Source organism: Pseudomonas citronellolis, from assembly GCF_900112375.1.
Taxonomy (GTDB): domain Bacteria; phylum Pseudomonadota; class Gammaproteobacteria; order Pseudomonadales; family Pseudomonadaceae; genus Pseudomonas; species Pseudomonas citronellolis.
In genome coordinates, this window is sequence record NZ_FOLS01000004.1 from 117,659 (window position 1) to 139,413 (window position 21,755).

The window sequence follows — 21,755 nt, forward strand, 5'->3', positions numbered from 1 at the left end:
CATCCTTCGCTCGGAAATTATTCTTCGTCGGCGCCCCTGAGCGCCTCCAGCAAGGCCGCGGCATTCGCCCCGCGGCAATCGATCACGCGTCGCGCACCGGCGTCCCGGGCCAGTTCGGCGACCCGCGGGCTGGGCACGAACAAGGGTAGCCCGGCCAGTTGCGGCCAGTCCTCCCCGGCCACGCACAGCAGGTGTTCCAGGCCCTGGCCGCTGCTCACGACCAGGCCGTTCAGTGCTTCGTCGCGCACCCGCCGCGCCAGCTCGCCCGCCGGGTAGGCCGGCAGGACGCGACGGTAGAGTTCCAGATAATCCACTACCACACCTTGGCCGCGCAGGCGTTCGGCGAGGAATTCTCGGCCACCTTCACCACGCAGGATCAGCACCCGCGGCCCCGGCACCTGAAGGGCCTGCGCCAAGGCCGGCAGCGCCAGCAGTGCTTCGCTGTCGTCGCCGTTCTCCGGATGGTGCACGCGCAGACCGTAGTCATCGAGGATAGCCGCAGTGGCCGCGCCGACCGCGAACCAATCCTGGCGCGCCGGCGGTTGCGGCCAGTAGCGGTCGATGCGCTCCACGCCCAGGCGCGCGGCGGGCTTGCTGACCACCACCACGGCGCAGTAGCGGTCCAGGTCGAGCAGCAGGCTGCGCTGCTCGGGGGTTTCGTCCAGGGGCTCGATGGCCAGCAGCGGCAGGCTGGCGCTGGCCACGCCGTGCTCGGCGAGGCTGGCGGCCAAGGCCGCGCACTCGTCCTGCGGCCGCGTCAGCAGCAGGCGCCAGTGGCTCACTGCGGGCCGGCCTCGCCATAGACGGCGGCAAGGATGTCGGCCGCGCCTTGTTCCAGCAGGTCTTCGGCGACCTTCACGCCCAGCGCCTCGGCCTCGGCCAGGGGCGCGCGGGCTTCGGCGCGCAGCAGTTGCGAGCCGTCGGGCTGGCCGACCAGGCCGCGCAGCCACAGCTGCTCGCCCTCGCGCACGGCGTAGCAGGCGATGGGCACCTGGCAGCCGCCGTTGAGGCGCTTGTTCAGCGCGCGCTCGGCGGTCACCCGCAGCGCGGTGTCGGCGTGGTGCAGCGGCGCCAGCAGCGCGTGAATCTCGCTATCGGCGCTGCGGCATTCGATGCCGACGGCGCCCTGGCCGCCGGCCGGCAGGCTGTCCTCGACGCCGATGCTGGAGCGGATGCGCGCCTCGAAGCCGAGGCGGATCAGGCCGGCGGCGGCGAGGATAATGGCGTCGTACTCGCCGGCGTCGAGCTTGGCCAGGCGGGTGTTGACGTTGCCGCGCAGGAAGCGGATCTGCAGGTCCGGGCGGCTGGCCAGCAGCTGCGCCTGGCGGCGCAGGCTGGAGGTGCCGACCACGCTGCCGGCGGGCAGCTCGGCGAGGCTGGCGTAGGTGTTGGAGACGAAGGCGTCGCGCGGGTCTTCGCGCTCGCAGATGCAGTACAGGCCCAGGCCTTCGGGGAAGTCCATGGGCACGTCCTTCATGGAGTGCACGGCGATGTCGGCCGCGCCTTCCAGCAGGGCGGTCTCCAGTTCCTTGACGAACAGGCCCTTGCCGCCGATCTTCGCCAGCGGCGCATCGAGCAGCTTGTCGCCGCGGCTGGTCATCGGCAGCAGGCTCACGCGCAGGCCGGGATGGGCCTGCTCCAGGCGGGTCTTGACGTACTCGGCCTGCCACAGGGCCAAAGCGCTCTGACGGGTGGCGATTCGGATTTCGCGGGACGACATGGGCAATTCCGGACAAAGGACTGCCGGGGATGATAACAGGCTTCGGCGCCCAGGCTTTCCCCCCTGCGACGCCAAAGCAGGCTTTCGGCCCCGCCCTGGGCGGGTGAGCCTACCGCAAGGGCAAGGCCCGGCCTCTCGTAGGAGCGAGCTTGCTCGCGAACAAACGCGGTGCCATGCGGTTCGCGAGCAAGCTCGCTCCTACGAAAAGCCCGCAGAGCCGCCGCCTACGCCGCATGCTCTTAGCCTGCCGCCTATAGCCTGCAGCCTGCCGCCCTCAAAGGTTATGCATCAACCGGCGCACGCCGGCGACGTGGCGTCGGCTCACGGTCAGGGCGTCGCCGTCCAGGCCCTTGAGGTAAAGCTGAAAATGCCCCAGCGGGGTGCGCTGCAGGCGCTCGATGCGCTCGCGCGAGACCAGGGCGTTGCGGTGGATGCGCACGAAGCGCTCGCCGAACTCGTCCTCCAGGGCCTTCAGCGGCTCGTCCAGCAGCACCTCGCCGCCGGCGTGGCGCAGGGTCACGTACTTGTGGTCGGCGATGAAGAAGATCACGTCCTCCAGGGGGATCAGCTCGATGCCCTTGCGCGTCCGCGCGCTGATGTGGCTGCGCGGGCCGGGGCCACCGGCGGCCGGCGGCTTGGTCAGCGCCGCCAGCTGGATGCGGTTGGGCCTGGAGGCCTTCTTCAGGGCCTCGGCCAGGTCCTCGGCGCGCACCGGCTTGACCAGATAGCCGACCGCGCTGACCTGGAAGGCCTCCAGGGCGAATTCATCATGGGCGGTGCAGAAGATCACCGCCGGGGGGGCTTCGCGCTCGCACAGCTTGGCGGCGACCTGGAGCCCGTCCAGGCCGGGCATGCGGATATCCAGCAGGACGATATCCGGCTTCAGGCTGTCGATCAGCGCCAGCGCTTCTTCGCCGTTGCTGGCGGAGGGTTCGAGGACGCGGTAGCCGTCCAGTTGCCCCACCAGTCGGGCCAGGCGCTCACGCGCCAGGGGTTCGTCATCGACGATCAGGACATTCATAAGCTCAGGCTTCCTGCATGAGACGCGCACATGGATAGCGTAGACAGGTGTAGTGCCGTCCGTCACGGCGTTCGACGCTGAGACTCGCTTTTGGCCCGAAAAGTGCCGCAATTCGCGCTGCGATATTCTGCAGCGCCTGCTTGGTCCCCTTCGTGGGCAGCGTCTGCGTCGACTCGTCGTACGGGTTGCTCACACACAGCTGGAACACACCGTCACGATAGTCCGCCTCAACCTTCACCAGGCCGCCTTCGATGCGCGGCTGGATACCGTAGATCAATGAATTCTCCAGCAGTGGCTGCAGGGTCAGCTGCGGGATGGGCACGCCATCGGGCACGCCGCTCACCTGCCAATCCAGTTGCAGCCGGTCGCCCAGGCGATACTGCTCTATGGAAAGATAGCGCCTGGCCAACTCCAGTTCCTCCCCCCAGGAAATTAAAGTCCCCGGCTTGGCCAGGCTGGCGCGGAACAGGTCCGACAGGTTCAGCACCGCCTGCTCGGCCTTGCCCGGGTCCAGCTCGATCAGGCTGGCGATGCTGTTCAGGCTGTTGAACAGGAAGTGCGGACGGATGCGCGCCTGCAACGATTCGATGCGCGCGCGCAACTCGGCCTGTTCCTGCCTGCGCCATTGGCTCTGCAGATAAAAGTAGCGTAGCAACAAGGCCGACATGATGAGGGCGATCAAGGCATGGCGCAGGTACAGGTTGACCTCGCCCTTGATCGACAGCGGCCCGCCCAGGGCGTAATAGTCGGCCACCGCGGTGCAGCCGAGGGTCAGCAGCACCACCAGCAGGCAGCTGGCCAGCCCCGCGCCCCACGCCGGCCAGCGCGCCAGCAACGGCCGCAGGCGGCACAGCAGGCCGGCCGAGAGCAGCACTATCCACTGCACGAACAGCGAGGCCAGGGCCAGGCGCACCCAGTTGAAACTGGGCGTCATCGGCTCGGCCAGCACCAGTACCAGCACCAGCAGCTCGGCCAGCAGGACCAGGCTGAACAGCGCTTCGCTCTGGCACAGTTCGGGAATGAAGAAATCGTCTTGGGTTGCCGGCTGGTCGCCGGTCTTGGCTTGGTTTGGCATCGACGAAGTTTCCGCAAGCCTCCACGCCTCGGCAAGCGGCTCGTAGCCTGCCGGGCGAATTCGAGCACCGAAATGTCGACTGCGCCGCGCCCGGGCGGGGCGCCCCTGATCCTTCCCCCGCCACACCCGTCGCAGCACACGCCGTTTTTGACCTTCAGCCTGCTATTATCGTCGGACTTTGCCCTTCCTGCAGGCAGCGAACGCGCCTGCCCGTTTCCGCGAGAGAGATCCATGAGCGTAGAGAAGACCAACCAGTCCTGGGGCGGCCGCTTCAGCGAGCCCGTCGACGCCTTCGTCGCCCGCTTCACCGCCTCCGTCGACTTCGACAAGCGCCTCTACCGCCACGACATCATGGGTTCCATCGCCCACGCGACCATGCTGGCCAAGGCCGGCGTGCTGACCGACGCCGAGCGCGACGCCATCATCGACGGCCTGAAGCAGATCCAGGCCGAGATCGAGGCCGGCAGCTTCGACTGGCGCGTCGACCTGGAAGACGTGCACATGAACATCGAGGCGCGCCTGACCGACCGCATCGGCATCACCGGCAAGAAGCTGCACACCGGCCGTTCGCGCAACGACCAGGTGGCCACCGACATCCGCCTGTGGCTGCGCGACGAGATCGACATCATCATCAAAGAGATCACCCGCCTGCAGCAGGGCCTGCTGGGCCTGGCCGAGGCGGAAGCCGACACCATCATGCCCGGCTTCACCCACCTGCAGACCGCCCAGCCGGTGACCTTCGGCCACCACCTGCTGGCCTGGTTCGAGATGCTCAGCCGCGACTACGAGCGCCTGGTGGACTGCCGCAAGCGCGTCAACCGCATGCCCCTGGGCAGCGCCGCGCTGGCCGGCACCACCTATCCGATCCAGCGGGAAATCACCTGCGAACTGCTGGGATTCGAAGCGATCTCCGGCAACTCGCTGGACGGCGTGTCCGACCGTGACTTCGCCATCGAGTTCTGCGCCGCCGCCTCCCTGGCGATGATGCACCTGTCGCGCTTCTCCGAGGAGCTGGTGCTGTGGACCAGCGCGCAGTTCCAGTTCATCGACCTGCCCGACCGCTTCTGCACCGGCTCCTCGATCATGCCGCAGAAGAAGAACCCCGACGTGCCGGAACTGGTGCGCGGCAAGTCCGGCCGCGTGTTCGGCCACCTCACCGGCCTGCTGACGCTGATGAAGGGCCAGCCGCTGGCGTACAACAAGGACAACCAGGAAGACAAGGAACCGCTGTTCGACGCCGCCGACACCCTGCGCGACAGCCTGCGCGCCTTCGCCGACATGGTCCCGGCGATCAAGCCCAAGCGCGAGATCATGCGCGAGGCGGCCCGCCGCGGCTTCTCCACCGCCACCGACCTCGCTGACTACCTGGTGCGCAAGGGCCTGCCCTTCCGCGACTGCCACGAGATCGTCGGCCACGCGGTGAAATACGGCGTGGACAGCGGCAAGGACCTGGCCGAGATGAGCCTGGAAGAACTGCGCAAGTTCAGCGACCAGATCGACGACGACGTTTTCGCCGTGCTGACTCTGGAAGGCTCGGTGAACGCCCGCGACCACATCGGCGGCACCGCCCCCGCCCAGGTCCGCGCCGCCGTGGCGCGCGGCCGGGAGCTGCTGGCCAAGCGTTGAGGCGTTAGCGCGTCAGCCACAAAGGAACGCCGCTTCCCGTGAGGGGAAGCGGCGTTTTTTATTGTCCGCGTGCGGTCCATGCCTTGCGGGGCCCTGCCCGCGATTTCGCGCGCAGGGCGCGCTCCTACAGGGGAATGGCGTGGGTGGGGCAGCGTAGGAGCGGATCTCATCCGCGAATCGCGCCGGAACGTCCGGCTATCGCGGAAAAGTTCCGCTCCTACGAAGGTCGCTTCGGCACAGTCGCTCCCACCATAACCGGCGGGCACGGCTTCCCGTAGGAGCGAGCTTGCTCGCGAACACACTCCGCTGCGGGACTCATTCGCGAGCAAGCTCGCTCCTACGAAGAGCACCTCGCGCAGCCGGAAACGCTTGATCCTACGAAGCGCTTGGCTCCTCAGCCCCACAGAACTTCTGCAGCAACTGCAATTCCACCGGCCCCAATCCAAGCATCCGCAGCGCCTTCTCTTCCTTCAACTGCCCAGCCTGGGAAGCCGGCAAACGTGCCGCCCTGGCCGCCAGGTTGAGCACCAGCGCCTTGCGCGAGAACACCCCGCTGCCCATGCCGTAGCACGCGGCGACCAGCCCGCGCAGCTCCAGCGGCAGGCGCCAGCGCGCGCGCAGCGTGGAGCCGAAGCTGGCGCCGAAGGCCTTGAGGCTGTCGTCGATCTCCTGGTCATCCAGCGCTCCGCCGCGCCGGCACCACTCCTCCAGGGTGCGCAGCACCGCGAGGTCGCCCAGGCAATGCAGCAGGCCGGCGGTGTAGCAGCGCGGCGCGTCGATGTCGAGGCTCTCGGCCAGGGCCTGGGCGGCATCCGCGGTGCGCTGGGAAAGCGCCCAGAACGCCGCGGCGCGCTCCTTCAGGCGTGGCTCCGCAAGCTGCGCGGCATGCTCCAGACTGAGCCCCAGCACCAGGTTGCAGGCCTGGGCCAGGCCGAGGCGGGCCAGCGCCTGGGCGAGGGTCAGGCAGGGCATGCCGACGTGCCGCGCGGCGCTGTTGGCCGCGGCGATCAGGCAGGCGGTGATCTGCGGATCGCGGCCGAACTCTTCTTCCATCTGCTCCAGGCTGACCCCTTCGCAGTTCAGGCAGCGGCTCGCCGATTCGCCGACCTCCGCCAGCAGGGGCGCGCCCTCGGCGGCATCACGAGCCTCGGCGAGGAACTCGGCCAGGCTGCCGGTGGGCTCCCGGGGCACGGCGCAACTGACTTCCTGCCCCGGCTCCAGCAGCAGGCTGCGCAGGCGCTGGCGCAGGTCCTCGGCATTGAACGGCTTGACCAGGTAGGCGCTGGGCGCCAGCGGCAGCACCGCGCGCACGCTGGCTCCATCGGCCTTAGCGCTGATCAGGATGAAGTCCGGCGCGCTTGCCCCGCGGCGGCTGCGGCGCAGGTGGCGGAGCAGGTCGATGCCGTCGGTGCCGGCCAGTTCCTGCTCGGCCAGCACCAGGGCGAAGGCGCGCAAGCGGCAGGCATCGATGGCCTGGTCACCGTCCTCGCAGTATTCGATGGCCGCGTCGCAACGCACGCTCAGCACCAGTTGGCCAAGCAGTTCGCGGTTCCAGGGGTCGGCGGCGGCGACCAGAACGGTCGGCGCGGCGCTGAGTGCTGTCATGGAGATCCTCTCGCAGGTGCGCGCGCACCTTAACCGAGTCGCAAGGCGCCTGCCAGAGGGCGGCCCGGACGACATCGCGCGCAGGACAGGATAGCTGATGCGGCGGCGCTCTCCGATACGACCAAGGGGGTAGATGCGTCACGACGACGCAGCCGGAGCGGAACCCCGGAAAAAGAAAAGGCCCGCTTGCGCGGGCCTCTTCCGGTACTGCCGAACGAGCCGATCAGGCCAGTTCGTCGAAGCACTCGGCCAGGATGGCCAGGCCTTGCTTCAGCTGGGCATCCGGGATGGTTACCGGCATCAGGAAGCGGATCACGTTGTAGTAGGTGCCGCAGGAGAGCAGGATCAGGCCCTTCTCGCGAGCACGCACGACGATCTTGCTGACCAGCTCGGCCGCCGGCTTGTTCACGTCGCCGCCTTCGAACAGCTCGATGGCGACCATCGAACCCAGGCCACGGACGTCGCCGATCACCTTGTGCTTGGCCTGGATCTCGCGCAGGCCGGCCTTCAGGGTTTCGCCAACGGCTTGCGAACGCTCCAGCAGTTTCTCTTCGTCGAACACCTTCAGCACGGCCAGGGCCGCGGCGCAGGCGATCGGGCTGCCGGCGTAGGTGCCGCCCAGGCCACCGGGGGCGATGGCGTCCATGATCTCGGCCTTGCCGACGACGCCGGAGATCGGGAAGCCGCCGCCGACGGACTTGGCGAAGGTGGTCAGGTCCGGGACGATGCCCAACTGCTCGGTGGCGAAGAAGGTGCCGGTACGGCCGGCGCCGGTCTGCACTTCGTCGGCGATCAGCAGGATGCCGTGCTCGTCGCACAGGGCGCGCAGGCGCTGCATGAACGGCTTGGAGTTGACGTAGAAGCCACCCTCGCCCTGTACCGGCTCGATGATGATGGCGGCGATGTCACGCGGCTGGGCGTCGTTCTTGAAGATGCGCTCGATGCTGGCGATCGACTCGTCTTCGCTCACGCCGTGCAGTTCGCACGGAGCCAGCGCGCGGAAGATGCCGCCCGGCATCAGGCCCATGCCGGCGGAGTACGGAACCACCTTGCCGGTCAGACCCAGGGTCATCATGGTGCGGCCGTGGTAGGCGCCGGTGAAGGCGATCACGCCGGCGCGGCCGGTGGCGGCACGGGCGATCTTCACGGCGTTCTCGACCGCTTCGGAGCCGGAGGTGACCAGCAGGGTCTTCTTCGGGAAGTTGCCCGGCACGCGCTTGGCGATCTCTTCGGCCAGCTCGATGTAGGGCTCGTAGGCCAGCACCTGGAAGCAGGTGTGGGACAGCTTGGTCAGTTGCTCCTGAACGGCGGCGACCACTTTCGGGTGCAGGTGGCCGGTGTTCAGAACGGCAATGCCGCCGGCGAAGTCGATGTACTCGCGGCCTTCGACGTCCCACACGGTGGCGTTCTCGGCGCGCTCGGCGACGACCGGGTGGATCTGGCCCACGCCGCGCGGAACGGCGGCCTGACGGCGTTGCAGCAGGGATTCGTTGGTTTTGCTCATAGCTTCCTCAGTGGCCGCTCATCGGTCGGCCGGGTCAAAGGATGAAGACGGGGAGAAGCCACTCGCGACAGCATACGATGATCGACTGTCGCGGCACTTGCGGCCCGCCGGGTGGGTTGTCCGGTGCCACCACCGGAAAACGCCGGCGCGGGGGTGGCTGCCGGCTCTTGCCTGCCACCCCCGCGCCCACGGGAAATCAGATGCCGCCCAGGCAGAGGTACTTGACCTCGAGGTAGTCCTCGATGCCGTACTTCGAACCTTCGCGGCCCAGGCCGGAGGCCTTGATGCCGCCGAACGGCGCGACCTCGTTGGAGATCAGGCCGGTGTTGATGCCCACCATACCGTACTCCAGGGCCTCGGCCACGCGGAACACGCGGCCCAGGTCACGGGCGTAGAAGTAGGAGGCCAGGCCGAACTCGGTGTCGTTGGACATGGCGATGACGTCGGCCTCATCCTTGAAGCGGAACACCGGGGCCAGCGGGCCGAAAGTCTCGTCCTTGGAAACGAGCGCGTTCTTCGGCACGTCGACCAGGATGGTCGGCTCGAAGAAGGTGCCGCCCAGGGCGTGCGGCTTGCCGCCGGCAACGACCTTGGCGCCCTTGCCCACGGCGTCGGCGATGTGTTCTTCGACCTTGGCCACGGCCTTGGAATCGATCAGCGGGCCGGTGGTCACGCCGCTCTCCAGGCCGTTGCCGATGTTCAGCTTGGCCACGGCGGCCTTCAGCTTCTCGACGAAGGCGTCGTACACGCCGTCCTGCACGTACAGGCGGTTGGCGCAGACGCAGGTCTGGCCGTTGTTGCGGTACTTGGAGATCAGCGCGCCTTCGACGGCGGCGTCCAGGTCGGCGTCATCGAAGACGATGAAGGGGGCGTTGCCGCCCAGCTCCAGGGACACCTTCTTGATGTCCTTGGCGCATTCGGCCATCAGCTGGCGGCCGATTTCGGTCGAGCCGGTGAAGGTCAGCTTGCGCACGATCGGGTTGCTGGTCAGCTCGCCGCCGACTTCGCCGGCGCTGCCGGTGACCACGCTGAACACGCCTTTCGGAATGCCGGCGCGCTCGGCCAGCTCGGCCAGGGCCAGGGCGGAATACGGAGTCTGCGAAGCGGGCTTGAGGACCATGGTGCAGCCGGCGGCCAGGGCCGGGCCGGCTTTACGGGTGATCATCGCCGAAGGGAAGTTCCACGGAGTGATGGCCGCGGTAACGCCGATCGGCTGCTTGATGACGATGATGCGCTTGTCCGGCTGGTGGCCCGGGATGGTGTCGCCATAGATGCGCTTGGCTTCTTCGCCGAACCACTCGAGGAAGGAGGCGGCATAGGCGATCTCGCCCTTGGCCTCGGCCAGCGGCTTGCCCTGCTCGATGGTCATCAGGCGGGCCAGGTCATCCTGGTTCTCGATCATCAGCTCGAACCAGCGGCGCAGCTTGTTGGCGCGCTCCTTGGCGGTCAGCGCACGCCAGGCCGGCAGGGCCTTGTCGGCGGCCTCGATGGCGCGGCGGGTTTCGGCGGCGCCCATCTTCGGCACGCTGCCGATGATCTCGTTGGTGGCCGGGTTGTTGACCTTGATGGTCTGACCGCTGTCGGCGTCCACCCAGGAACCGTCGATGTAGGCCTGTTGGCGGAACAGCTTGGCATCATTGAGTTGCATGACCAGTCTCCTTCGAGGAAAGCCATAAGCAGCGGGTCTACCTCGACTACCCCGCCTGCTCTTGTTGTCCGGGAAGCATTGGAGGGGCGCTCGCCCCACCCGTTCCATCGTCCCGCCGCGCCGCCCGCCTGGCGGACGGCACCGGCGCTAGCGCACGGTCACCGATCGTCGCGCACGGGCGCGCGAAAACGGACCACGGCGGTAGCCGTAGCCGGTCGGATCAACCGGGAGGTCCATGGACGGGATACGCTGCGGAAACGCCACCACTGCAGGAATCGGCTGCTGCACGGCATCGCGCGCATTCGCCAGGCAGTACGGAAGTCGGTCATCCCACTGGCACGAGGCCGGGTACTGTGACGCCAATTCCCCTGTCTCCTGTTGTTGTGGTGGGCGTTTGAAATGTCAAACGCATCCTAGGGCCCCATCCCCCAAAGGGCAAGGGGTCGTTCGAAAAAACCAACGAAAGTACATGCCACCCGGCGCCTCCAGGCCAGCCCCGGCCGACGGGCGGCAGACCGATTTCGAATTAACCCGGGCCACGCCCGAACGATGGACGCAAGCCGATCAGATGCGTATGATTGCCGCCTGCCGCGCCAGCCGCGGCCATGCGCATCCGTAGCTCAGCTGGATAGAGTACTGCCCTCCGAAGGCAGGGGTCGTGGGTTCGAATCCCGCCGGATGCGCCATCTACATAAAGGCTCAGGTGAAAACCTGGGCCTTTTTCGTTTTCGCGCTCGCGGCCGGGCTCACTGCCCCATGATCTGCCGATAGCGTCGCTGGTATTCCTCGTAGCTCAGGTTGCCCTGTTGCTGCTGCAGTTGCTGGAGTTGCTGGTCCCTGCTGCTGTATGAGGTGGCGGGAGCCTGCCAGTTCTGGGGCGGTTGTTGGCGGTAATCCTGTGCGTAGCCGCCGCATCCCGGCTGTTCGTTGTCGATGATCAGGTTGCCTTTCACGTTGACCTCGGCATACCCGAAGATGAACGCGAAGAACTCCTGATTGATCACCACGTCGGACAGGCCGACGGCACAACGATCCTTCTCCACTGCCCGGTCAATAGCGGTCTTCAGGTTCGGATTGCCCAGCGGGAAAAGCACGATAGCTACACTGTCGCTACCTTCGACGCGCTTGCCGGTGGAAATGGCGGATGAGTGCAGGTTGAAATTCTTGGTACTGGCTACCGTCAGGTCGGCGACCCGCGTCGAACATCCGCTGATGGCAGTGGCAGTGAGAAATGCGAGTGCAGTGAAAGCGATGGCGCGCATGCGACCTCCTTGTCATGGATGGCTGCATTTTGCCATCACCAAAACTTCCACGTCATCTTTCTGCAGCGCCCAGCTGTCAACCAGGGCGCCCACCACCCATTTGGCTCTCGGAGCCACCGGCCCCTAGCCCTTGCCAGCAATCTCCCCAGCCTTCCACTTACGCTCGAACTCGCGCTTGGCACGAAGCTTCTGGTTCTGGCATTCCACCATCTGTTGGTCTGTCTGCCAGTTGCTGCAACCCCGCGGCTCCTTGTAGAAGTCCTGCCACGCAGCATCTTTCTCCCGTTGCCGTTCGATCTGGGCTGCCCATGCCTCGTTCGCTCGCTGCTGCTCCACCGCAGACTGCCGGCGAGCTTCTTCTTCGGACATCGTCTGGCGGACCTGCCGTTGCTGACGCTCGGCCTCTTGCCTAGCCTGTAGCTCCCGAAGCTTCGCATTGGCTCGCTCCTGGGCTGCGTGGGTGTTGACCAGCATTTCCTCCTGCATGTTGGAGAAGGTGTGGGTGATCACCTGCATCCCCACGAACCAGATCAGCAGGCCCGCCCCGAGGCCGATGACCGCCTTGATGAGTGCTCGTTCCAGTTCCCGTGCAAAAGTCGACTTCGCCATTCCCTTGGTCCTTGTGCCTGATAGCGTAATGCTACTTTCCCGACCGCCCATGACGGAAGACAGAGGCAGGTCAACCGTGACCTGAACCGGCTACACCAACCCCTTCCTCACCAAGCAACCAAAGCCCATTCCCGCTGAGTCCCCGAGCCTTCCGACAAGCCCCTCCTCAACCATCCGTCGCCAGACCCCAGCGCCTTTGCCACCCTGCCTCTTGCACTTCCAATATTATGGTATACCATCAGACCAAATCGCACAGAGACACCCAAGGAGTGCCCATGAGCTTCGAAATCCGCAAGATCGTCAGCTACGTCGAGGAAACCTTCATCGAGGGCGGCAAGGCTGCCGAGAAACCGGTGTCCATGGCCGGGCTGGCCGTGGTGATCAAGAACCCCTGGGCGGGCCGCGGCTTCGTCGAGGACCTCAAGCCGGAGATCAAGGCCAACTGCTCCGAGCTGGGCGCGCTGATGGTCGAGCGCCTGACCGCGCTGATCGGTGGCGCCGACAAGATCGAGGCCTATGGCAAGGCAGCCGTGGTCGGTGCCGATGGCGAGATCGAGCATGCCTCGGCGGTGATCCACACCCTGCGCTTCGGCAACCACTACCGCAAGGCGGTGGACGCCAAGAGCTACCTGAGCTTCACCAACAAGCGCGGCGGCCCGGGCACCTCGATCCAGGTCCCGATGATGCACAAGGACGACGAGGGCCTGCGTTCGCACTACATCACCCTGGAGATGCAGATCGAGGACGCGCCGCGCGCCGACGAGATCATCGTGGTCCTGGGCGCCGCCGACGGCGGCCGCCTGCACCCGCGCATCGGCAACCGCTACATCGACCTGGAAGAGCTGGCCGCCGAGCAGGCCCAGTGATCCCGCGGCCAGTGCAGGAGCGTTCCATGATTCGGCTCACCGCTGAACACACACCGGCCGGCACCAGTTACCTGGCGACCGGCCAGGGCCAGCCCGTGGTACTGATCCACGGCGTGGGCCTGAACAAGGAAATGTGGGGCGGGCAGATCGTCGGCCTGGCCCCGCACTACCGGGTCATCGCCTACGACATGCTCGGCCACGGCGCCAGCCCGCGCCCCGAAGCGGGCACCGGGCTGGTCGGCTACGCCGCGCAGCTGCGCGAGTTGCTCGACCACCTGCAGATCCCGCAGGCCACGGTCATCGGCTTCTCCATGGGCGGCCTGGTGGCGCGCGCCTTCGCCCTGCACCATCCGCAGCGGCTGCAGGGGCTGGTGATCCTCAACAGTGTGTTCAACCGCAGCGCCGAACAGCGCGCCGGCGTCATCGAGCGCACCCGCCAGGCCGCCGAACACGGTCCCGACGCCAACGCCGAGGCGGCCCTGTCGCGCTGGTTCAGCCGCGAGTACCAGGCCGCCAACCCGGCGCAGATCGCGGCCATCCGCCAGACCCTGGCGAGCAACGACCCGCAGGGCTACCTGACCACCTACGAATTGTTCGCCACCCAGGACATGTACCGCGCCGACGACCTGGGCAGCATCCAGGCGCCGACTCTGGTCGCCACCGGCGAGCTGGACCCCGGCTCGACCCCGGAGATGGCCCGGCAGTTGGCCGCGCGCATTCCCGGCGCGCAGGTGGCCATACTCGATGAACAGCGCCACATGATGCCGGTGGAGTCGCCGCGCCTGGTCAACCAGGTGCTGCTGGACTTCCTGCACCAGGCCCTGAGCCTGCCGAACCAGACCAAGGGGATAGTCGCATGACACTCGCCCGCTTCCAGATGTGCATCGACGGCCAATGGCTCGATGCGCTTTCCGGCAAGACCTTCGAAAGCCTCGACCCGTCCAGCGCGCAGCCCTGGGCGCTGCTGCCCGATGCCGCCGAGGAAGACGTCGAGCGCGCCGTGCAGGCCGCGCAGAAGGCCTTCGACGATCCGGCCTGGCGCAAGCTCAGCGCCACCGCCCGCGGCAAGCTGCTGCGCCGCCTGGGCGACCTGATCGCCGAGAACAGGGAGCACCTGGCCCAGCTGGAAAGCCGCGACAACGGCAAGCTGATCCGCGAGACCCGCGGCCAGGTCGGCTACCTGCCGGAGTTCTTCCACTACACCGCGGGCCTGGCCGACAAGCTCGAAGGCGGCACCCTGCCGATCGACAAGCCGGACATGTTCGCCTACACCGTGCACGAGCCGCTGGGCGTGGTGGCCGGGATCATCCCCTGGAACAGCCCGCTGTACCTCACCGCGATCAAGCTGGCCCCAGCCCTGGCCGCCGGCAACACCATCGTGCTCAAGCCCTCGGAACACGCCTCGGCGACCATCCTCGAGCTGGCCCGCCTGGCCCTGGAAGCCGGCTTCCCGGCCGGCGTAGTCAACGTGGTCACCGGCTTCGGCCCGAGCACCGGCGCGGCCCTGACGCGCCACCCGCTGGTGCGCAAGATCGCCTTCACCGGCGGCGCCGCCACCGCCCGCCACGTGGTGCGCAGCAGCGCGGAGAACTTCGCCAAGCTGTCCCTGGAGCTGGGCGGCAAGTCGCCGAACATCATCTTCGCCGACGCCGACCTGGACAGCGCCATCAACGGCGTGGTGGCCGGCATCTACGCCGCCACCGGGCAGAGCTGCGTGGCCGGCTCGCGCCTGCTGGTGCAGCGCGAAATCTACGACGAATTCGTCGCCCGCCTGATCGCACGCGCCCAGCGCATCCGCATCGGCAACCCGCAGGAAGACGCCAGCGAGATGGGCCCCATGGCCACCGCGCAGCAACTGGCGGTGGTCGAAGGCCTGGTGGCCGCGGCCAAGGCCGAGGGCGCGCGCCTGCTGATGGGCGGCAAGCGCCCCGAGGGCCAGGGCGAAGGCTGGTACTACGAGCCGACGCTGTTCGCCTGCGACAGCCACTCCATGCGCATCATGCAGGAGGAAGTGTTCGGCCCGGTGGCCTCGGTCATCCCCTTCGACGACGAGGCCGAGGCGCTGGCCCTGGCCAACGACTCGCAGTACGGCCTGGCCGCCGGCATCTGGACCCGCGACCTGGGCCGCGCCCACCGCCTGGCGCGCGACGTGCGCTCGGGGATCATCTGGGTCAACACCTACCGCGCGGTCTCGGCCATGGCGCCGATCGGCGGCTTCCACCAGAGCGGCTACGGCCGCGAGAGCGGCATCGACTCGGTGCTGGCCTACACCGAACTTAAGACGGTGTGGATCAACCTCTCGCAGGCGCCCATGCCCGACCCCTTCGTGATGCGTTGAGGAACAGACCATGATCGAACCCGGAATCTACAAGGAAGTCATGGGCTCCTTCCCCTCGGGGGTGACCGTGGTCACCACCCTGGACGCCGAGGGCGGCATCGTCGGCATCACCGCCAGCGCCTTCAGCGCACTGTCCATCGAGCCGGCGCTGGTGCTGTTCTGCCCCAACTACGCCTCGGACACCTACCCGATCCTGCGCGACAGCAAGCAGTTCGCCATCCACTTGCTGTGCGCCGACCAGCAGGCCGAGGCCTACGCCTTCGCCGGTAAAGGCAAGGACAAGGCCAAGGGCATCGACTGGCACCTGAGCGAGCTGGGCAACCCGCTGCTGGCCAAGGCCACGGCGATCATCGAGTGCGAGCTGTGGCGCGAGTACGACGGCGGCGACCACGCGATCATCGTCGGCGCGGTGAAGAACCTGATCCTGCCTGAAAAGGCGGTGACGCCCATGGTCTACCACCGCGGCAAGCTCGGCGCCCTGCCGCAGCTGGCCTGATCGTCCCGTCCTCGTGGGGGCGAGCCTGCTCGCTCCTACAGGTACAGGAGAAACACTGACGTAGGATGGCGTTGAGCGAAGCGATACCCATCACCACGGCCGCATGGGTTTCGCAAGCTCAACCCATCCTACGAGAAGCACCTCGGAGCAGCCGGCAGACAGTTGCTCCTACATGAAAGCAGGAGCATGCGATGAGCAACGAGAAGTACGACAAGGGCCTGGCGATCCGTACCCAGGTGCTGGGCGAGGCCTACGTGAACAAGTCGCTGGCCGCGGCCGACGACTTCGGCAAGCCGCTGCAGGAGCTGGTCACCGAGTACTGCTGGGGCCACGTCTGGGGCCGCGAGGGTTTGTCGCTGAAAGAACGCAGCATGATAAACTTGGCGATGATTTCGGCCCTCAACCGGCCGCACGAACTGAAGCTGCACATCCGCGGCGCCCTGCGCAACGGGCTCAGCCGCGAGCAGATCCGCGAAATCCTGCTCCAGGTCGGCATCTATTGCGGCATCCCGGCGGCGGTCGACAGCTTCCGCCTGGCCCGCGAGGCCTTCGCCGAGGCCGATGCCGAGACCCAGGGCTAGGCCGCTTCACCCTACGGACAGCCATTACCAGAGCGGACCACATGAAACGCTTGCCCCTCGACGATAGCTTCAAGGTCAACCGCAACCCCGTGACCCTGCGCGAGATTGTGCTGGACAAGCTGCGCGGCGCCATCCTCAACTTCCAACTGCTGCCCGGCGACCGCCTGGTCGAGCGCGACCTCTGCGACCGCCTGGGCGTCAGCCGCACCTCGGTGCGCGAGGCCCTGCGCCACCTGGAGTCCGAGGGGCTGGTGGAGTTCGCCGACGCCAAGGGCCCGCGGGTGGCCATCATCACCCTGGAAGACGCCTGCGACATCTACGAGCTGCGCTGCGTGCTCGAAGGGATGATCGTCCAGCTGTTCACCCTCAACGCCAAGGCCAAGGACATCCGCGCCCTGGAACGCGCCCTCGAGGAGAACCGCAAGGCCCTGGAGGAAGGCGACCTGCAGCAGGTGCTGGATTCGGTGCAGGGCTTCTACGACGTGCTGCTGGAAGGCTCGGGCAACCGCATCGCCGCCACCCAGCTGCGCCAGTTGCAGGCGCGCATCAGCTACCTGCGCGCCACCTCGGTGTCCCAGGCCAACCGCCGCGGGGCGAGCAACCAGGAGATGGAGAAGATGGTCGCGGCGATCAAGAGCGGCGACCCGGCGGCCGCGCACCAGGCCTCGGTGGACCACGTGCGCGCGGCGGCCAAGGTGGCGCTGGACTACCTGAAGTCCAAGCAGGAAGAGGGTGGCAAGGTCCGCGAGATCGCCACTCCCATCGTCCTCAAAGAACCGCGCATAGGCCGCTGACGCCATGCCCGCCCCGCGCTTCTGCCCGCAGTGCGGCGGCGACCGGATGCAACGCCGCCAGCCGCCGGGAGACACCCACGAGCGGCTGTTGTGCGGCGCCTGCGGCTACATCCACTACGAGAACCCCAAGGTCATCGCCGGCTGCATCATCGAGCGCGACGGCCTCTACCTGCTGTGCCAGCGCGCCATCCCGCCGCGCCCCGGCACCTGGACGCTGCCGGCCGGCTTCATGGAAAGCGGCGAAACCACCGAGCAGGCAGCCCTGCGCGAGGTCTGGGAAGAGAGCGGCGTGCGCGCCGAAATCCTCTCGCCCTACTCCATCTTCAGCGTGCCGAAGATCAGCGAGGTCTACATCATCTTCCGCGCCCAGGCCCTGGAGATCGCCGACGCCTACGGGCCGGAGACCCTGGACCGGCGCTTCTTCGCGCCCGAGGACATTCCCTGGGAGCAGATCTACTACCCGGCGATCCGGCAGATTCTCGAGCGCTATATCGAGGAGCGGCAGGCGGGGGTGTATGGGATCTATATGGGGAATGACGATAGCGGGAAGATTCATTTCATTCGCTGATTGCGCTTTCTGCTTTTCGTAGGAGCGAGCTTGCTCGCGAACGGTGCCACCCGGTGACTACGGTGTTTTTGGTTGACTCCGCTCCCTCTCCCTAACCCTCTCCCTGAAGGGAGAGGGCTGGGGAGAGGGGACGAGGTTCACCCCAAACACCAGTGCTGCCGGGGAATGCCGGTTCGCGAGCAAGAACTAGGCGTCCCCCTCGCTCCTACGAAAAGCACTGCAGCCTCAGGGCTCGACGCCCTCGACAATGATCACCTCCGCCCTCGCCGCCCCCTGCCGCTGCGCCCAGGCCTCCTGGTACTCCTTCGACCGATAGCACGCCACCGCCTGCTCATAGGAATCGAACTCGATCACCACGCTGCGCTGCGGCGTCAGGCGGCCTTCCAGGGCTTCGGAGCGGCCGCCGCGGGCGAGGATGCGGCCGCCGTACAGGGCGAAGGCCGCTGGCGCGCGGCGGGTGTATTGGCTGTACTGCTCGGGGTCTGTGACGTCCACGTGGGCGATCCAGTAGGCCTTCATGGCAACCTCTTGGCGATGGATATTTTGTGTATGATGGTATACCAGAATTTTCTGACTGCCACACCCCGGAGCCGGTCATGCCGTTCAATACCACCGAAGAAATCATCGAGGACTTCCGCCAGGGCCGCATGGTGCTGCTGGTGGACGACGAGGACCGCGAGAACGAGGGCGACCTGCTGCTGGCCGCCGAGTTCTGCACGCCTGACGCCATCAACTTCATGGCCCGCGAGGCGCGCGGGCTGATCTGCCTGACCCTCACCGAGGAACACTGCCAGCGCCTGGGGCTGGAACAGATGGTGCCGAACAACGGCAGCCCCTACTCCACCGCCTTCACCGTCTCCATCGAGGCGGCCACCGGGGTGACCACCGGCATCTCCGCCGCCGACCGCGCGCGCACCGTGCAGGCCGCCGTGGCGCCGGGCGCCAGCGCCGAGGACATCGTCCAACCCGGGCACATCTTCCCGCTGCGCGCCCGCGAGGGCGGCGTGCTCACCCGCGCCGGGCACACCGAGGCCGGCTGCGACCTGGCGCGCCTGGCCGGGCTGACGCCGGCGGCGGTGATAGTCGAGGTGATGAACGACGACGGCAGCATGGCCCGCCGCTCCGAGCTGGAAGCCTTCGCCGCGCAGCACGGGATCAAGATCGGCACCATCGCCGACCTCATCCACTACCGACTGAGCACCGAGCACACAGTGCGGCGCATTGGCGAGCGCGAGCTGCCCACGGTGCACGGCAGCTTCCGCCTGGTGACCTTCGAGGACCGCATCGAGGGCGGCGTGCACATGGCCATGGTGATGGGCGAGGTCGACCCCGCCGAGCCGACCCTGGTGCGCGTGCACGTGATCGACCCGCTGCGCGACCTGGTCGGCGCCGAGTACGCCGGGCCGCCCAACTGGACGCTGTGGGCAGCCCTGCAACGGGTGGCCGAGGAAGGCCGCGGCGTGGTGGTGGTGCTGGCCAACCACGAGTCGTCCCAGGCGCTGCTGGAGCGCGTGCCGCAACTCACCCAGCCGAGCCGGCCGTTCACCCGCTCGCAGTCGCGCATCTATTCGGAGATCGGCGCCGGCGCGCAGATCCTCCAGGACCTGGGCGTGGGCCAGCTGCGCCACCTCGGCCCGCCGCTGAAATACGCCGGCCTCACCGGCTATGGCCTGGAAGTGGTGGAAAGCCTGCCCTTCGACGACTGGAAGCCGGCAACCGAGGCCTGACCACCGGTCGGCCGATACTGGCCGCCGGCCAGCTTGCCGGCGCCCGGACATGTGGATAAAGGCTAGAAAAATCAGTCGATTGCCGTCATCTGGCGGCAGCCGAAAAGCCGCCAGGGACGGCGCCAAGCGGCAATCCACGGGGCCTGGAACGGGGAGGAGACTTGCAGAAAGTTTGGAATACCATAATATGACATTCCGTAGGCCGACGATTGTCTCGGCGCCCCCGAACACGGGACAGCCTGAACAACGCTCCGGACAAGGCCGACCCTGACAGGCCCAGATGGCCACTGCTCCTGATGGGCAGGCACAGACCGCCTGCCCGCGCACAAACACAACAACGAGGGCATGTACATGGTGTTCAAGAAACGTGCAGTCGCGGCGACTCTCGCCGCCATCCTGGGCCTGGCCGGCACCGCCGCCAGCGCCGCCGACGCGATCAGCTTCGTCAGCTGGGGCGGCACCACCCAGGACGCCCAGAAGCAGGCCTGGGCCGAGCCCTTCAGCCAGGCCAGCGGCGTCCGCGTGGTGCAGGACGGCCCCACCGACTACGGCAAGCTCAAGGCTATGGTCGAAAGCGGCAACGTGCAGTGGGACGTGGTGGACGTGGAGGCGGACTTCGCCCTGCGCGCCGCCGCCGAAGGCCTGCTGGAGCCGCTGGACTTCAACGTGGTCAAGCGCGACCGCATCGACCCGCGCTTCGTCTCCGACCACGGCGTCGGCTCCTTCTACTTCTCCTTCGTGCTCGGCTACAACCAGGGCAAGGTCGGCGGCAACGCCCCGCAGGACTGGAGCGCGCTGTTCGACACCAAGACCTACCCGGGCAAGCGCGCCCTGTACAAATGGCCGAGCCCCGGCGTGCTGGAACTGGCCCTGCTGGCCGACGGCGTGCCCGCCGACAAGCTCTACCCGCTGGACCTGGACCGCGCCTTCAAGAAGCTCGACAGCATCAAGAAGGACATCGTCTGGTGGGGCGGCGGCGCCCAGTCCCAGCAACTGCTGGCCTCCGGCGAGGCGACCATGGGGCAGTTCTGGAACGGCCGCATCTACGCCCTGCAACAGGACGGCGCGCCGGTGGGCGTGAGCTGGAAGCAGAACCTGGTCATGGCCGACTTCCTCGTCGTGCCCAAGGGCTCGAAGAACAAGGACGCGGCCATGAAGTTCCTCGCCGAGGCCTCCAGCGCCAAGGGCCAGGCCGACTTCGCCAACCTCACCGCCTACGCCCCGGTGAACCTCGACAGCGTCGGCCAGCTCAAGGGCGACCTCGCCCCCAACCTGCCGACCGCCTACGCTAAGGATCAGATCACCCTCGACTACGCGTACTGGGCCAAGAACGGCCCGGCCATCGCGGCACGGTGGAACGAATGGCTGGTCAAGTGAAAATGACGGCCGTTCCCCACGGCCGCTCCACTCCCGTCGACGGCGCCGCGCGCGCCGCCGACGCGGTGCAAACGAGGTCGCCGATGAAGCCGCAAGGCGTGTCGCCCTGGCGCGGTTCGGCCAAGCTGCTGCCGGCTCTGCTGTTCCTCGGCCTGTTCTTCCTCGCCCCGCTGGTGGGGCTGCTGCTGCGCGGCGTGCTCGAGCCCACCCCGGGCCTGGACAACTACGCCCAGCTGTTCGCCAACTCGGCCTACACCCGGGTGCTGTTCAACACCTTCGCGGTCGGCGCGCTGGTCACCCTGATCAGCCTGCTGCTGGGCTTCCCCCTGGCCTGGGCGATCACCCTGGTGCCACGCGGCTGGGGCCGCTGGCTGCTGAACATCGTGCTGCTGTCGATGTGGACCAGCCTGCTCGCCCGCACCTACTCCTGGCTGGTGCTGCTGCAGGCCTCGGGGGTGATCAACAAGGTGCTGATGGCCCTGGGCATCATCGACCAGCCGCTGGAACTGGTGCACAACCTCACCGGCGTGGTGATCGGCATGAGCTACATCATGATCCCGTTCATCGTCCTGCCGCTGCAGGCGACCATGGCGGCCATCGACCCCATGGTGCTGCAGGCCGGCTCGATCTGCGGCGCCAGCCCCTGGAGCAACTTCTTCAAGGTGTTCCTGCCGCTGTGCCGGCCGGGGCTGTTCTCCGGCGGGCTGATGGTGTTCGTCATGTCCCTGGGCTACTACGTGACCCCGGCGCTACTGGGCGGCGCACAGAACATGATGCTGCCGGAATTCATCGTCCAGCAGGTGCAGTCCTTCCTCAACTGGGGCCTGGCCAGCGCCGCCGCGGCGTTGCTGATCCTGATCACCCTGGTGCTGTTCTACGTCTACCTGAAAGTGCAGCCGGAATCCCCGGTCGGCGCCAGTAACGCGAGGTAAGCCGCC

The 21,755-nt window shown here is 67.3% G+C and carries 21 protein-coding genes and 1 tRNA gene; 12 read left to right on the forward strand and 10 right to left on the reverse strand.

Annotation, left to right across the window (positions count from 1 at the left end; all coding sequences use genetic code 11):
- Positions 1–17 precede the first annotated feature (17 nt).
- The 4 genes from BM060_RS05590 to BM060_RS05605 form a co-directional block, all read right to left on the reverse strand.
- The gene (locus BM060_RS05590) at positions 18–782 is read right to left on the reverse strand and encodes a uroporphyrinogen-III synthase (protein WP_074978050.1); all 765 of its coding nucleotides are present in this window, start codon (positions 780–782) and stop codon (positions 18–20) included.
- Positions 779–1,720: a hydroxymethylbilane synthase gene (gene hemC, locus BM060_RS05595; protein WP_074978052.1), complete on the reverse strand. Its 942-nt coding sequence runs from the start codon at positions 1,718–1,720 to the stop codon at positions 779–781. The genes BM060_RS05590 and hemC overlap by 4 nt, the downstream gene beginning before the upstream one ends.
- 274 nt (positions 1,721–1,994) lie before the next feature.
- Entirely contained in the window at positions 1,995–2,741 is a 747-nt protein-coding gene (gene algR / locus BM060_RS05600; RefSeq protein ID WP_074978054.1) for an alginate biosynthesis regulator AlgR, read from the reverse strand.
- 4 nt (positions 2,742–2,745) lie between these two features.
- Positions 2,746–3,816, reverse strand: coding sequence for a sensor histidine kinase (locus tag BM060_RS05605; protein WP_009615041.1), 1,071 nt, complete (start codon positions 3,814–3,816; stop codon positions 2,746–2,748).
- 231 nt (positions 3,817–4,047) lie between these two features.
- Here BM060_RS05605 and argH point away from each other — a divergent pair, with 231 nt between their 5' ends.
- Positions 4,048–5,442 (forward strand): argininosuccinate lyase, encoded by a 1,395-nt coding sequence (gene argH / locus BM060_RS05610; RefSeq protein ID WP_074978056.1) that lies wholly within the window; start codon positions 4,048–4,050, stop codon positions 5,440–5,442.
- Positions 5,443–5,817: 375 nt separating this feature from the next.
- Here argH and BM060_RS05615 read toward each other — a convergent pair whose 3' ends face one another.
- The 3 genes from BM060_RS05615 to gabD all read right to left on the reverse strand — a co-directional run bounded on the left by BM060_RS05615 (position 5,818) and on the right by gabD (position 10,199).
- The gene (locus tag BM060_RS05615; RefSeq protein WP_074978058.1) at positions 5,818–7,047 is read right to left on the reverse strand and encodes an HDOD domain-containing protein; all 1,230 of its coding nucleotides are present in this window, start codon (positions 7,045–7,047) and stop codon (positions 5,818–5,820) included.
- A gap of 223 nt (positions 7,048–7,270) precedes the next feature.
- Positions 7,271–8,551, reverse strand: a complete 1,281-nt coding sequence (gene gabT / locus BM060_RS05620) for a 4-aminobutyrate--2-oxoglutarate transaminase (RefSeq protein WP_074978060.1) — start codon at positions 8,549–8,551, stop codon at positions 7,271–7,273.
- Between the two features lie 196 nt (positions 8,552–8,747).
- Entirely contained in the window at positions 8,748–10,199 is a 1,452-nt protein-coding gene (gene gabD / locus BM060_RS05625) for an NADP-dependent succinate-semialdehyde dehydrogenase (RefSeq protein WP_009615037.1), read from the reverse strand.
- A 609-nt stretch (positions 10,200–10,808) separates the two neighbouring features.
- On the opposite strand from gabD, the gene BM060_RS05635 reads away from it, so the two are divergent.
- Positions 10,809–10,885: transfer RNA gene (locus BM060_RS05635), tRNA-Arg, on the forward strand.
- 60 nt (positions 10,886–10,945) lie between these two features.
- Here BM060_RS05635 and BM060_RS05640 read toward each other — a convergent pair.
- Together BM060_RS05640 and BM060_RS05645 are read right to left on the reverse strand one after the other, a co-directional pair.
- Positions 10,946–11,461, reverse strand: coding sequence for a hypothetical protein (locus tag BM060_RS05640; protein WP_074978062.1), 516 nt, complete (start codon positions 11,459–11,461; stop codon positions 10,946–10,948).
- A gap of 123 nt (positions 11,462–11,584) precedes the next feature.
- Positions 11,585–12,070 carry a hypothetical protein gene (locus BM060_RS05645; RefSeq protein ID WP_009615035.1) on the reverse strand — a complete coding sequence of 162 codons (486 nt, stop codon included), beginning with the start codon at positions 12,068–12,070 and terminating at the stop codon, positions 11,585–11,587.
- 275 nt (positions 12,071–12,345) lie between these two features.
- On the opposite strand from BM060_RS05645, the gene BM060_RS05650 reads away from it, so the two are divergent.
- From BM060_RS05650 to BM060_RS05680, 7 genes are all read left to right on the forward strand, one after another.
- Positions 12,346–12,936, forward strand: coding sequence for an amino acid synthesis family protein (locus BM060_RS05650; protein WP_043316353.1), 591 nt, complete (start codon positions 12,346–12,348; stop codon positions 12,934–12,936).
- Between the two features lie 26 nt (positions 12,937–12,962).
- Positions 12,963–13,796 carry an alpha/beta fold hydrolase gene (locus tag BM060_RS05655; protein ID WP_009615033.1) on the forward strand — a complete coding sequence of 278 codons (834 nt, stop codon included), beginning with the start codon at positions 12,963–12,965 and terminating at the stop codon, positions 13,794–13,796.
- Positions 13,793–15,274 (forward strand): aldehyde dehydrogenase, encoded by a 1,482-nt coding sequence (locus tag BM060_RS05660; RefSeq protein ID WP_064581662.1) that lies wholly within the window; start codon positions 13,793–13,795, stop codon positions 15,272–15,274. The genes BM060_RS05655 and BM060_RS05660 overlap by 4 nt, the downstream gene beginning before the upstream one ends.
- 10 nt (positions 15,275–15,284) lie before the next feature.
- A complete protein-coding gene (locus tag BM060_RS05665) occupies positions 15,285–15,770 on the forward strand; it encodes a flavin reductase family protein (protein WP_058072613.1) in 486 nt (161 codons plus the stop codon).
- 191 nt (positions 15,771–15,961) lie between these two features.
- Positions 15,962–16,351, forward strand: a complete 390-nt coding sequence (locus tag BM060_RS05670) for a carboxymuconolactone decarboxylase family protein (protein WP_009615030.1) — start codon at positions 15,962–15,964, stop codon at positions 16,349–16,351.
- A 41-nt stretch (positions 16,352–16,392) separates the two neighbouring features.
- The gene (locus BM060_RS05675; RefSeq protein ID WP_043269684.1) at positions 16,393–17,145 is read left to right on the forward strand and encodes a GntR family transcriptional regulator; all 753 of its coding nucleotides are present in this window, start codon (positions 16,393–16,395) and stop codon (positions 17,143–17,145) included.
- Between the two features lie 4 nt (positions 17,146–17,149).
- Positions 17,150–17,713 (forward strand): NUDIX hydrolase, encoded by a 564-nt coding sequence (locus BM060_RS05680; RefSeq protein WP_074978065.1) that lies wholly within the window; start codon positions 17,150–17,152, stop codon positions 17,711–17,713.
- Positions 17,714–17,938: 225 nt separating this feature from the next.
- Here the strand turns inward: BM060_RS05680 and BM060_RS05685 are convergent, their stop codons facing one another.
- The gene (locus tag BM060_RS05685; protein WP_074978067.1) at positions 17,939–18,232 is read right to left on the reverse strand and encodes a DUF1330 domain-containing protein; all 294 of its coding nucleotides are present in this window, start codon (positions 18,230–18,232) and stop codon (positions 17,939–17,941) included.
- Between the two features lie 77 nt (positions 18,233–18,309).
- On the opposite strand from BM060_RS05685, the gene ribBA reads away from it, so the two are divergent.
- The 3 genes from ribBA (at position 18,310) to BM060_RS05700 (ending at position 21,749) form a co-directional block, all read left to right on the forward strand.
- Positions 18,310–19,440 (forward strand): bifunctional 3,4-dihydroxy-2-butanone-4-phosphate synthase/GTP cyclohydrolase II, encoded by a 1,131-nt coding sequence (gene ribBA / locus BM060_RS05690; RefSeq protein ID WP_074978070.1) that lies wholly within the window; start codon positions 18,310–18,312, stop codon positions 19,438–19,440.
- Between the two features lie 351 nt (positions 19,441–19,791).
- Positions 19,792–20,817 (forward strand): ABC transporter substrate-binding protein, encoded by a 1,026-nt coding sequence (locus BM060_RS05695; protein ID WP_074978288.1) that lies wholly within the window; start codon positions 19,792–19,794, stop codon positions 20,815–20,817.
- Positions 20,802–21,749 carry an ABC transporter permease gene (locus BM060_RS05700; protein ID WP_116424685.1) on the forward strand — a complete coding sequence of 316 codons (948 nt, stop codon included), beginning with the start codon at positions 20,802–20,804 and terminating at the stop codon, positions 21,747–21,749. Before BM060_RS05695 ends, BM060_RS05700 begins: the two co-directional genes overlap by 16 nt.
- The last annotated feature ends 6 nt before the right edge of the window (positions 21,750–21,755 follow it).